Source organism: Fibrobacter sp. UBA4309, from assembly GCF_002395745.1.
Taxonomy (GTDB): Bacteria; Fibrobacterota; Fibrobacteria; order Fibrobacterales; family Fibrobacteraceae; genus Fibrobacter.
The window spans coordinates 1-12,795 of record NZ_DGUN01000052.1; the positions used below are offsets into that span (position 1 = coordinate 1).

At 56.8% G+C, this 12,795-nt stretch carries 10 protein-coding genes, 1 tRNA gene and 1 pseudogene; 4 read left to right on the top strand and 8 right to left on the bottom strand.

What is annotated here, in order from left to right; translation table 11 throughout:
- From B3M32_RS08025 to B3M32_RS08040, 4 genes and pseudogenes are all read left to right on the top strand, one after another.
- Positions 1–563: pseudogene (locus B3M32_RS08025) on the top strand (aconitate hydratase); the annotation flags it as partial.
- A gap of 3 nt (positions 564–566) precedes the next feature.
- Positions 567–1,919, top strand: a complete 1,353-nt coding sequence (locus B3M32_RS08030; RefSeq protein ID WP_290745104.1) for a chloride channel protein — start codon at positions 567–569, stop codon at positions 1,917–1,919.
- A 46-nt stretch (positions 1,920–1,965) separates the two neighbouring features.
- Positions 1,966–3,642, top strand: coding sequence for a sodium-dependent transporter (locus B3M32_RS08035; protein WP_290745107.1), 1,677 nt, complete (start codon positions 1,966–1,968; stop codon positions 3,640–3,642).
- A 141-nt stretch (positions 3,643–3,783) separates the two neighbouring features.
- A complete protein-coding gene (locus B3M32_RS08040; protein WP_290745110.1) occupies positions 3,784–4,296 on the top strand; it encodes a RidA family protein in 513 nt (170 codons plus the stop codon).
- Here B3M32_RS08040 and B3M32_RS08045 read toward each other — a convergent pair.
- From B3M32_RS08045 to B3M32_RS08080, 8 genes are all read right to left on the bottom strand, one after another.
- Positions 4,293–4,790 (bottom strand): hypothetical protein, encoded by a 498-nt coding sequence (locus tag B3M32_RS08045; RefSeq protein WP_290745113.1) that lies wholly within the window; start codon positions 4,788–4,790, stop codon positions 4,293–4,295. The two genes, B3M32_RS08040 and B3M32_RS08045, sit on opposite strands and share 4 nt — an antisense overlap.
- A gap of 183 nt (positions 4,791–4,973) precedes the next feature.
- Positions 4,974–7,613 (bottom strand): DNA mismatch repair protein MutS, encoded by a 2,640-nt coding sequence (mutS, locus tag B3M32_RS08050; protein ID WP_290745116.1) that lies wholly within the window; start codon positions 7,611–7,613, stop codon positions 4,974–4,976.
- Positions 7,613–8,320, bottom strand: a complete 708-nt coding sequence (gene scpB / locus B3M32_RS08055; RefSeq protein ID WP_290745119.1) for an SMC-Scp complex subunit ScpB — start codon at positions 8,318–8,320, stop codon at positions 7,613–7,615. Before scpB ends, mutS begins: the two co-directional genes overlap by 1 nt.
- Positions 8,321–8,369: 49 nt before the next feature.
- Complete coding sequence (locus B3M32_RS08060; RefSeq protein WP_290745122.1) at positions 8,370–9,788, bottom strand: MBOAT family O-acyltransferase; 1,419 nt, start codon at positions 9,786–9,788, stop codon at positions 8,370–8,372.
- Between the two features lie 82 nt (positions 9,789–9,870).
- Positions 9,871–10,272: a hypothetical protein gene (locus tag B3M32_RS08065; protein WP_290745125.1), complete on the bottom strand. Its 402-nt coding sequence runs from the start codon at positions 10,270–10,272 to the stop codon at positions 9,871–9,873.
- Between the two features lie 15 nt (positions 10,273–10,287).
- On the bottom strand, positions 10,288–11,742 hold the full coding sequence (locus B3M32_RS08070; protein WP_290745128.1) for a fibro-slime domain-containing protein: 1,455 nt from the start codon (positions 11,740–11,742) through the stop codon (positions 10,288–10,290).
- A 52-nt stretch (positions 11,743–11,794) separates the two neighbouring features.
- Positions 11,795–11,867, bottom strand: a tRNA-Asn gene (locus B3M32_RS08075).
- 90 nt (positions 11,868–11,957) lie between these two features.
- Positions 11,958–12,788: a deoxyribonuclease IV gene (locus B3M32_RS08080; protein WP_290745130.1), complete on the bottom strand. Its 831-nt coding sequence runs from the start codon at positions 12,786–12,788 to the stop codon at positions 11,958–11,960.
- Positions 12,789–12,795: the final 7 nt, after the last annotated feature.

Consider the following 12,795-nt stretch of genomic DNA (forward strand, 5'->3'; position numbering starts at 1 on the left):
CCACCGACCATATCTCCATGGCCGGTCCGTGGCTCAACTACCGCGGTCACCTCGAAAACATTTCGAACAACATGCTCATCGGCGCCGTGAACGCTTTCAACGGCGAAACGAACAAGGTTCTCTGCCAGTGCGGTGAATACAAGGAAGTCCCCGAACTTGCCAAGATTTACAAGGCCAAGGGCACGGGCTCCATCGTCATCGGTGACGAAAACTACGGCGAAGGAAGTAGCCGCGAACACGCCGCCATGGAACCGCGCTTCCTCGGCGTGAAGGCCGTGATCGTGAAGAGCTTCGCCCGCATTCACGAAACGAACCTGAAGAAGCAGGGCATGCTCGCCCTCACTTTCAAGAACGCCGCCGACTACGACAAGATCCAGGAACAGGACGTGTTCGACATCGTTGGCCTCACCAAGTTCGCTCCGGGTTCCGAGTTCACGCTCGTCGCCCACCACAAGGATGGCTCGGTCGATAATATCGCCCTCAGCCACACCTACAACGAACAGCAGTGGGCATGGTTCAAGGCGGGTTCCGCCCTCAACCTGATTCGCGCGAACAACAAGTAAGCGATGAACGGCAAGAACTGGCAAGACATCTATAATAGCCTGAGCCCCGAGATGAAAGAAGAAGTCATCCGCAGGGCGAAGGCAAAGATTCGGGAAAAAATCGCTCACTGGTTTTCGCAGCCGGTACTCGTCGTTGCGGCCCTGGTTCTCGGAGCCATCGTCGGCGCACTGACCGCGTTTTTCGGGCAGGTCCTGCAACGCGTCGGTGAAATCCGCGACGCTAATCCGTTGTACTGGATTCCGGCTCTCGCCATAGGCGGTGTCGCCATCGTCCTCACCTACCGCAAGTTCGGCAAGGGTTCGGAACGCGGCATGGGAATCATCTTTGATGTCGCGCACGGCAAAGAAAGCGAAATTCCGCTCCGCCTGATTCCGCTCATCATGGTAACGACGTGGGTCACGCACCTCTTCGGCGGTAGCTCCGGCCGCGAAGGCGTCGCCATGCAGATTGGCGCTACCCTCGGCCACAACATCAGTTCTAAAATCCATGTGGAGAACGCTCCGCGTATTTTACTCGTGTCGGGCATGGCGGCAGGCTTTGCCGGGCTCTTCCAGACCCCGATGGCGGCCATCGCGCTTTCCATCGAGATTTTGCTGGCAGGTCACCTCGAGATGGCAGCGCTCCTCCCCGCGACCGTCGCCGCAGTCACGGCATACAAGGTTTCCGAAACGCTCGGAATCGCACGATTCACGCTGGACCTGAACAGTTTCTCGCCGGACTGGAACCTCGCAGGACTCTTTTACGGCAATGCGGGCCTTGACATTTATTTTGTCCTAAAGCTCGCCGTACTGGGCGTCCTCTTCGGGATTGTCGGCGGCGTATTCGCCTGGCTGCTCCCGCTTTCCAGAAAGTTCTTCGCCGAAAAGTTCCCGAATCCCGTCAAGCGCGTCGCCGTCATGGGCATCGCATTGAGCGCGCTCCTGCTCCTCTGCTGGCAGGGCCGCTATTCCGGCCTCGGCACGAACCTGACGGACGCCTGCTTCGGCAACGCTTCCGCCGTTATGGCCAGCGGTGCGGGCATCTACGCCTGGGACTGGATTTTGAAGATGCTGTTCACCATCGTCACGCTCTCTGTCGGGTTCCAGGGCGGCGAAGTCACCCCGCTGTTCACCATCGGCGCCACCTTCGGCGCGGTCATCGCGACCGCCGTAGGCGTTCCCTTCCCGCTTGCCGCAGCGCTCGGCTACGCAGCGGTCTTCGGTGGCGCGACGAACACGCTGTTCGCCCCTATCCTTGTGGGCGCCGAGATGTTCGGTTTCGATACGCTGCCCGCATTCTTTATCGTGTGTACGTTCGCCTACGCATGCAACGGCGGCAAGAGCATCTACGCACAAAAGAAAATCCGGTTAAGATAGGCCAAGGCGGGTTGCCAAGACGCGCAGATTGTCTTAGTTTTAAGGCATGCAAAACAATCGTGAAAACTGGGGCTCCAAAATAGGAGTCATCCTCGCTGTCGCCGGTTCGGCAGTCGGGCTCGGCAACTTCCTTCGATTCCCCGTACAGGCGGCCACCAACGGCGGTGGCGCATTCATCATCCCCTACCTCATCGCCTTCCTCCTGCTGGGCATCCCGCTCGCATGGATGGAATGGACGCTCGGCCGCTACGCGGGCAGGCAAGGCTACGGCACCGCCCCGAGTACGCTCCACATCATCTTCGGCAAGAAGAAGCCCTGGGCAAAGCACCTGGGTTCCATCGGGCTCCTGCCGCCCATCTTCATCGTGTTCTACTACGTGTTCATCCAGTCGTGGATTCTCGCGTTCGCCTACTACTCGCTCACGGGCAAGCTCATGGAAGTCACGGCCCAGGGCAGTGCCGCAGTGACGCAGTTCTTCGGCGACTTCATCATGCTCAAGACATGCGTGGGTCCCGTCCCCGTCGCCATCATCTTCTTCCTCGTCACGTTCGCCTGCAACATGGTGGTGCTCTCCTTCGGCGTGCGCAAGGGAATCGAGCGAGCGAACAAGATCTGCATGCCCATCCTGCTTATCCTCGGCATCATCCTCGTGGTGCGCGTGCTTACGCTCCCGGATATCGGCAAGGGGCTTGCCTTCATGTGGAACCCGAACTTCAGCGAACTTGCCAATCCCAAGGTCTGGATGGCGGCAGCCGGCCAGGTATTCTTCACCATGAGCCTCGGCATGGGCATCATCTGGTGCTACGCGAGCTACCTCAAGCCCAAGGAAGACCTCGTACTTTCTTCGCTTACCGCTAGCGCCACGAACGGCTTTGCCGAAATCATCATCGGCGGCACGGTCGTCATCCCCATCGCAGTCATCATCGCGGGCGCGAACATCGAGGAATGCGCGAAACTCGGCACCTTCGGGCTCGGTTTCCAGACCATGCCGTACGTGTTCGGCACGCTCCCGCTCGGCGGGGTCCTGCAGGCGGTCTGGTTCGCCCTGCTCTTCTTCGCGGGCATCACCAGCGCTATTTCCATCATCCAGCCGCTTATCAGCTTCTGCGAAGACGACCTCAAGTTCAGCCGCAAAAAATCCGTCACGACCATCAGCACCATCACCTTCATCGGCGGCCTCACCGCCATCTTCGGACTCGCTGCCGGCACGGTCGACGAACTCGACTTCTGGGGCGGCACCTTCCTGCTCGTGGTATTCGGCGCCATCCAGGCGCTGATATTCTCGTTCATTCTCGGACGCCGCAAGGTAAAGACCGACGACGGAACCGAAGACAACGAGGCATTCGCCCTGATGAACGAGGGCTCGCAACTCAAGCTCCCCCGCTTCTTCAGGCCCATCATCCAGTACGTGTGCCCCGTCTACCTGATTGTGCTCCTCGTGTCATTCACGCTGACCGACGGCCTCCCGCTCATCACGCTGAGCAACATCCCCGCCGACGCGAAGGTCACCTTCCTCGGTTCGGAATACTCGCAGCTTTACTTCACATGGGGCTTCCGCGGGTTCCTGCTGTTGCTCGTGGTGCTCCTGAACGTCGCCATCGCCTATGCCTGGCGCAAGGGCGGTACCGCAGAACGAGGGCGCAGCGAAACTATCCAGAAAATGCCCGTCGGCAATTCCGACGAAACGAACAACGGCGCTACCGACAGCGCGAAGGAGGCATAACATGGACGCACAATTCTCGACCGGTGGACTCGTATTCATGCTCGCCTCCTGGGCCGGCATCATCGGGCTATGCGCCTTCTGCTTTTCGAAAGTGTTCAAGAAGAAGTAAGTATATTTAATAACGAAAAGGAAAGACTTATCATGGATATTCAGAAGAGAATCGAAGAACTTGCATTGACGCTTCCTGAATGCCCGGTGCCGCTTGCCGCCTATGTGCCGGCGACCCGTTTCGGCGATACGATTGTAGTCTCGGGACAGCTCCCGAGCGTCAAGGGAAACTTTTCCGCCTACTGCGGCACCGTTCCGAGCGAACTTACCGTCGAGAAGGCGACCGAAGCCGCACGCATCTGCCTGCTGAACAACATCGCCGCCGCCATGACGCAATTGCAGCACGGCGAAACGCTCAGGCTCGTTCAGATGCAGGGATTCGTGCAGTCCGCAAGCGATTTCCATGAACAGCCTGCCGTATTGAACGGCGCCAGCGAACTCGCGGTCCAGATTCTCGGCGAAAACGGCAAGCACGCCCGCACCGCCGTGGGCGTCGGCGCACTCCCGAAGAATGCCGCCGTCGAAATCAGCTGCACCTTCCAAGCCGTGCCGGAACAGGTCCAGTTTGCCGGCAGAATGAACTGGATTGAAGGAAATAACGGCTAGAGCGACTTGAGCCACTCGCGCATTTTGTAGACATCTACATTCGCCTGCAATGACTTGCGGGCGATTTTTGCACCTGCCGCAGTCGCCATTTTTTCAGGGTTGAGCTTGAATCCGACGCGGCCCAAGTCCAGGCGGTCGGCATCGTAGCAAGTATCGATGGTTACATCGTCTGCACGGTGTTCCTTCGTATGGAAAAAGCAGGCGTGGTAAAGTTTGTCGAACTGCTCCTGCGTAATGTCGAGAAGGCCGTCTTCAAAGCATTTCTTGGCAAAAGCCGCACCGCGCTCGCCATGCTCGCCATCGTAGCCGTCGTCTTCCCGCTTGCAGTCATGGAACAGCGCAAAAAGGCGCACCACCGTAATGTCCGCCCCTGTCGATGTCGCGAGCATGAGTCCGTTGAACTCCACCTGGCGCCAATGCGAAAGCCCGTGGCGTTTCGAATCGAACACCCGGTTCTCGTAGACGTAATACTGTAAAGCGGCGAAGTCGATCATGGTTAGTGGGTAGTGGTTAGTGGTTAGGGGGCGTTAAACGAGAGATTGATGCTAGTTGGCAGTGTCATCCTTGGCCGAAGGCCGAGGATCCATCCGTCTTGTTCTAGCACCTGTATAAAACCGGATGGATCCTCCTTCGGAGGATGACGTCTAAGTTCTAAGTTCTAATTCCACACAACGCCGCTACTTTCCGTAGTTTTCCTTCAGTTCCATCAAGCGCTGCAGCGCCTGCATCGGAGTCATCTCTTCGGGCTTGATGCGGCGAATTTCGTCCTTCAGCAGTTGCGTATTCTCGTCGGGCGGGGCAAAGAGGTCCATCTGGGGCTTTTCCACGAGTTTCTTGTGGGCGGCTCCGTCACTCGGGTCGATTTTCTGCTTTTCGAGGCGCAGCAAAATCTTGCGGGCCCTGCGCACGACATTGTTCGGCAGCCCGGCCATTTCGGCCACGTGGATACCGTAGCTGGAGTCGCATGCGCCGGCAAGGATCTTGTGCAGGAATATCAGTTTCTCGCCCTTTTCCTGTACGGCTACCTGGAAATTGCCTGCATGTTCCAGACTATCTACAAGCCCGGTCAGTTCATGGTAATGCGTCGCAAATAACGTCAACGCCATACGGGCGGGCTCGTCGTGCAACGTCTCGACAATGGACCATGCAATCGAAAGTCCATCGAACGTACTCGTCCCGCGGCCGATTTCATCGAGCAGTACCAGGCTATGCGGCGTCGCGTTCCTCAAAATGTTCGCAGTCTCGATCATCTCGACCATAAACGTACTGAGTCCGCGGCTCAGGCGGTCGCTCGCGCCCACGCGCGTGAATATGCGGTCCACCACGCCGATACGGGCACTTTCCGCCGGCACGAAACAGCCGATTTGCGCCATGAGCACGATCAGCCCCGTCTGTCGCAGGTAAGTCGACTTACCGGCCATGTTCGGACCCGTAATGAGCATCAGGCGGGTTGCATCGGGCGAAAGCGAAACGTCGTTCGGGACAAAATCCAGATCCGGGTTTACCGCGACAATCACGGGATGGAACCCGCCGCGGATATCGATTCCTGTTCCCTCGAAAACCTCGGGACACACGTAATTGTACTTGCGGGCGGCACGGGCAAAGCTGTAAAAGACATCCACACGGGCAACGGCATCCGCAATGCTCTGGAGCTCGGCACGCCAGCCGTTCACGCGGTCACGCAGTTCGCAGAAAATCTTGTACTCCAGCGCATGGATGTTCATCTCGGCGTTGCTGATGACGGATTCGCATTCCTTCATCTCGGGCGTGATATAGCGTTCGCCGTTCACGGTCGTCTGCTTGCGGATATATTCCTCGGGAATCGGCTGAGTCGCCTTCGCCATCTGCGCCTTGGTAATCTCGATATAGTAACCGAACACGCGGTTGTAGCCAACCTTGAGGCTCGGGATGCCCAGGCGTTCGCGTTCACGGCCTTCCAGCGAGGCAATCCATTCACGACGTTCCCTGATATCCTCGTTCATCGCGTCGAGTTCGGCATTCGCTCCCGGACGAATCATACCGCCTTCACGGACGGTCAGGGGCAAGTCTTCATTGAAGTTCTTAAGCAATTCTTCGCCACGGCCCTTGGCCAGCACGAGCGTCTCGCGCAATTTCTCGAAAGCTTCGGCATGCAGGCCTTCCAGTACGTCGGCCACCTTCGAAGCCTGCGAAAGCGAACGTCCCATGCCTGCGAGGTCACGCGCATTGGCACGTCCAGAACCGACGCGCCCCATCAGGCGTTCCATGTCGAGGATGCTGGTGAGCGAATCCTTCAGTTCGTCAAGCGCCACCGGATTCTGCACAAGTTCGGCGACTGCTTCTTCGCGTTCCTGAATCCGCGAAACAGAAATCAGCGGATGGCTCACCCAGTCCTTGAGCGTACGGCCACCCATCGCGGTAACGGTAAAATCCAGAACGGAGCAGAGCGTACTACTGTAATCGTCCGCATTCAGCGGGCGTACCAATTCCAAGTTCCTGAGCGTACTCGGATCGAGCGTCATGAAGTCGTCGAGGTTCAGGATTTCGAGGTTCGTGAAATGCGTGAGTTCGGACTTTTTCTGGTCCATCAGGTAATGGAGCAGTCCGCCCGTCACGGCAGTCTCGTCATCGCGGCCATCGAGACCGAGACCGTCCAGGGATTCCACCTTGAAATGGCTGAATAGCACTTCCTTCGCCTGGTCCACGGAGAAGAGGAATTCGGGCAGTTCCGTCACCAGGACGTTTTCCGCCTTTACCAGGTCCATGATGGCCGCAGGAATCTCGCAGCCTTCGGGCACGACGATTTCCTTCGGCATACGGCGGCTAAATTCGCATTCAAAGGCCTGCAAGGTGCTGCAGCAGGCCGCCAGGTAACCGGTCGTAACATCGGCAATGGCAAACGCGGCCAACGCAGACGTCCCCCTGCCCGCATCCTTATGCGTCGCAGGAATGTAAGCGCAAAGGTAGTTCGCCTCTTTCGCGTTCAGGTTCGTCTCGTCCATCGCGGTACCGGCGCTGATAATCTCGACGATATCGCGCTTGACAATGCCCTTCGCGAGTTTCGGGTCTTCCACCTGCTCGCAAATGGCGATGCGGTAGCCGGCCGCGACCATCTTGGGCACGTAGCGGTCGGCGGCATGATGCGGGAATCCGCAAAGGGGCGTCGCGCCGGCGGCACCATTGTTGCGGCTCGTCAGCGTCAGTCCAAGAATTTTAGAAGCAATCACCGCATCTTCTTCGAACAGTTCGAAGAAATCTCCCATGCGAAAAAAAAGTATGCAGCCCGGGTTCTGTTTCTTGATTTCGTAATACTGCTGCATCAACGGGGTTACAGCCATTACGCATCTCCCATCGAGAGTTCAATCTGGTCGGGCATTTCTTCGGGCGGGCGCGGTTCTTCCGGAGCGCTTTCGGGCTTCGGATACTGCGGAACGAGGTTGCCCGCTTCCAGGAGTTCGCTGAATTCGCGCAGGCGCGGCAGGTCTTCGGGGATGCGGTTGATGCCGAAGTACTTCATGAATTCCTGTGTGGTGATGTACGTATAGGGGTTGCCCACCGTCTCGGCACGGGCGCCCAAAGCGATAAATCCCTTGTCGAGCAAGTTGCGGATAGGGCCGTCTACCGACGACACGCCACGAACCTGCTCAATCGCCGCCTTCGTAATCGGCTGCTGATAGGCAATCACGGCCAGTGTCTCGAGGGCGGCCTGGCTCAAACGACGGGCATTCGCCTCGGGGAACAGCTTGCGCACCCACGGGTAGTACTTGGCACGCGTACGGAAACGGTAACCGCCCGCCTGTTCCACAATCTCGAACGGGGACTGGATCTTGTTCAATGAATCATTTGCAGAAATAAGCGCGTCGGACACAGTGCGCACATCGAGAAAGTCCCCAAGAATCTCGCGGAGCTTCTTGAGCGTCACTATGTCGGGCGATGCGAAAACGATAGCTTGTATAATACGGGCCAGGTCCTCCCGGCTTTCCACTTTCGGGAGTTCTTCTTCGACTTCCTCGGCCAGTTCGTCTACATTCTGATTATCTGCCATACGTCTAGAAATATAGTAAACATCCCCTGTCAAATAGTACGGGGAACCGCTAGAACTGGAAATACAGGAACGGGTTGTAGCTCTGGGTAAACAGCGCTAGCGTCGCGAGCACAAAGAGCCCGAGCGCGACGGCAGCCTTCCAGGGTTTCACCTCGTTGCACCAGTCGAAACTGCGGAATTTCCAGAACGAAAGCAGGGCCGCCACGGCCATGAACACGACGCACGTGGGCGTGAAGATTTCGGCCGTAAGGATGGCATCGGACGTACTCACCGGCATAAGCCCAAGCATCGTCTTCCACAGGCGCCACGCCTCGCCGATGTTGTCGGCGCGGAACAGCACCCAGCCGAACAGCACGAGCACCTGCGTAATCAGAATCTGCACCACGCGGGGCGCCTTGTAGTAGAGCGCGTTCTTGTTGTTCGCACGTTCCACGATCATGAAGAAGGCGTGGTAAAGCCCCCAGCAAACGAACGTCCAGTTCGCACCGTGCCACACGCCGCTCAGGAACATGACCATGAACAAATTAAAATACAGGCGCTTCTTGCCCACGCGGTTTCCACCGAGGGCAATGTAGAGGTAATCGCGGAACCAGCTCGTGAGTGAAATATGCCAGCGCTTCCAGAATTCGGTAATGCTCCCCGAGCGGTACGGGCCGTTGAAGTTGCGCGGGAAATGGAACCCGAGCATCAGTCCGAGGCCAATCGCCATGTTGCTATATGCCGAGAAGTCGAAATAAATCTGGAACATGTAGGCAAGGCTACCCCACCATGTATTGAGCACGCCCGGAGCGTCCGCCGCAAACACGCGGTCGGCGATGATGCCCACCTGGTTCGCGAGGAAAATCTTCTCCGCAAAACCGAAACTGAAGAACATGATGCCACGCACGAAGTTCTCGAGCGTATGCGTGCGGGTCGCCAATTCCTCGGCCACCGTATTGTAGCGCACGATCGGGCCCGCCACGAGCTGCGGGAACAGCGCCACATAGCAAGCGAACGTCACAAAATCCTTGACCGGAGGGGCCGTGCCGCGCCATACGTCAATCGCGTAGCTCATGGACTGGAACGTATAGAACGAGATGCCCACCGGCAAAAGCACCGTCATCACCGAGAACGGCTCACAGCCGAGCTTGGCCACAACATCGTTGATGACGCCCATGCCGAACATGTAGTACTTGAAGAACCCGAGCGCACCGAGGTTCACGACAATCGCCGCAAGGAGGGCCAAGTTACGCTGCCGCTTGCTCGCACCAGGCGCAGAGATAAAGCGCCCGCTCACGTACACGACGAGCGTCGAGCCGAACATCAGGAATACGAGCCACGGTTCGAGCCAACCGTAAAAGATGTAACTGAAAATCGTGATGAAAAAGTTCAGGCCGGAATGCTTGACCCCGGCACGGAACAGCACAAAGTAGCCGACCAGGAACGTCGGCAGAAAGTAGAACAGGAAAATCTGGGAAGAAAAAACCATAAGTCCGTTGATAGATTCCGGCTCGGAGGCCGGAATGACGCATTCACGTCATGGCGGACCAGATCCGCCATCTAAACCCTATTTATTCATTCACCTCGATGGCCAGATAGCGCGGGGATTCGTCGTCAAAATACTCGTCCTCGACAGCTCCGTCCCAGTTGCCTTCGAGAGGGATAATCTTGAGCGTGTGCTTGGCCTTCGCCTTGAACTCGCCCACGTTGCCCTTGCTCTTGTCGGCCATCTTGTCCTTGACCTTGCCGCGCGCGATAAGCGGGTTGTAAACGCCCACGAGGATTTCCTTCGCGTCGAGCTTGCCGGAGACCACCTTCTGCACCTTGTACTTGAACACGTACACGTAGCTGTACAGGTCGTTGCTCGGCATCTTGCCCGGGATTTCGGTCAGGCGGGCTTCGACAGTCACGGGATCAGCCGCCAGCGTAAAAGCCGCGGCAGCGAGGATAGCGATAAAAAGCTTCTTGAACATAAAGATTCCTTCCAATTAAAATTTCAGGTACAGCGTCGAGCCGTCCGTACTTCTGTCCGCATAGAAAACGTGCAAATGATGCCAAGAGCCATCTTTCCATGCACCCTTGTCATCCACGCGTCCTTCGCAGGATGCTTCCAGGGGGTCTCCCGCATGGCACCCGTGACCTTCCGAAGCGAGGCTCTTCAAATCGACCTTTCCGCCGGCTGGCAGATGCGTTCCGCCCAGGTCCAAAGCCAGCACGCCATCAATAAAGACCCACAAATCACCCTGGGAAGTAAACTCGAACACCTTGCCCGCATCCTTCTTGTACTTGAACGGAGCATAGCCCATCATGGTAAAGCCGGAATTACGCAGATGACGCAGTCCAACATAATTAGTCGACATTGCAGCGCTCACGGCAGCGTCGCCCACTCTCGGTCCTCCATTCAGCAACCACGACGCACACAAGGAGGCCGTATTCATGCCCATGTTATCTTCCTGCGTACTCGCATACTCGTAGTTATAAGGAGGGCAGTAAATCGTCAAGCTCTGGGGGCCGAACTGATTCTGGAAATCCGGATTTACCGAAACAAATTCCGACTTGTCAGAAACGGAATCCAACGGGTAGAACCCGCCATTGTTCCAGTCATACGAAATCCCCATCGAAGTTTCGTCAAGCGGATCAAGGGGCAACGTACCTTCGGAACGCTTGTTCAATTCGTTATCGGTGAACCACTGTTCAAAATACTTGTTGTCGCAAGCATCGCGCGCCTTGACAATGTTCGGCTCATGCAAGTTCGGCTTGCCGTTTTCCCCCTTCGGGAACGAAAGCGCCGGTTTCACCATGCCCGACGTAAAATACACCTTCTCCGACCACAAATAGCCCTTGCAACGCTTATTGCACAGGCGAACAGAATCCGCCGTTTCCCACCCTTCCGTAGCATCGGAACAAAGGTCGTGGACAAAACCGCGCATCGTCTTGATAGGCTCTCCATCGCAATTCGCAAACTCGCCATACCAGACTTGTGTGGAATTTTCAAGAAGCGGCGTTCCGTATTCGGGAGTCGTCTGACTTCCACAACCATAAACCGCATAGCCGTCGGGAATCACGCGGCGCGCCAACCACTCCTCGTTGTCCCCATAACCGGGAAAGTTCCACGTATCAAAAGTACTGCCACGTGCAGCCGTCTGACTTTCGTAGGCAGCCGACTGGAAATTATCGAAATCCGGATAGCCCGCCTCGAAGTCCCGCAAAACGATTTCCAGTTCCTTGATATCTTCACTCGCATCGGCCGGATCAATACCGGCTTTCGAATCCGAGTTATTCTCAGACTGGTTTCCAGATTGACCTTCTGACTGATTCTCGACATCTTCTACAACTGTCGTAGAAGAATCCGAATTTTCACAACCAAGGACTGCTAGAGTCCAGAGACCCGCAATGCAAAGACGCAATATTCTATTCAAATCAATCCCCCGTTTCATTTCCATATCCCCAATATAGCAAAACAAAGAACCCCGCTCTTTCGAACGGGGTTCTAAGCTGCTTCACTTGGACTCGAACCAAGGACAACGCGATTAACAGTCGCGGGCTCTACCAACTGAGCTATGAAGCATCGTCTGTTAGACGAACCCAAATATAGATATTCCTGTTCCTTTGTCAAGGGATTTTTAGCAAAAAATTTGCGTTTTTTCGCTTAAATTCGTCAAAATGACGACCGGCTACGCATCAAAGCAATCTCTTTCGCGTACCCGGGCAGTTCGTTCGGCGTTTCCAGATAGAACGGCAAAGTCTTCAACGAAGGGTGGTTTACCACGCGTACAAGCGCTTCCAAACCGATAAAACCGGCCCCGATGACCTCGTGGCGGTCCTTGTGGCTTGCCAGCGGGTTCTTGCTGTCGTTCAAATGGATAGCATGGAGTCTAGAGAGCCCGATAACCTTGTCGAACTGTTCCAGCACCCAGTCCAGGCGGTTCACGATGTCGTAGCCGCCGTCGTGCACGTGGCAGGTGTCGAGGCAAACCCCGACCTTGTCCGAGAGTTCCACGCGGTCTATAATCGCCCGCAGTTCCTCGAAGTTGCGCCCGACCTCGCTTCCCTTCCCCGCCATGGTCTCGAGAAGCACCATTGTCTTCAGGTCGGGGCGCAGAATCGCGTTCAGGTGGTCGGCAATCAGTTCTATCCCGCGTTCTACGCCCTGCTTCACGTGACTCCCGGGGTGGAAGTTGTACATCGCTCCCGGAAAGTGGTCCATGCGCCACAGGTCGTCCTTCATCACGTCGCGGGCATAGTCGCGCAACCCCGGGTCCGCCGCACACGGGTTCAGCGTGTAGGGAGCGTGCGCAAGCGCCGGACCGAAGCCGTTCTCGCGCATCAGGTCCACCAGTGCGGCAGCATCGACCTTGTCGAACGGCTTCGCGGCACCGCCGCGCGGGTTGCGGGTAAAGAACTGGAAAACATTGGCCCCGATAGAAAGGGCATCCTTCCCCATGGCCAAGAAGCCAGAGGAAGAAGAGAGATGACAGCCTATAAACATGTGGAAT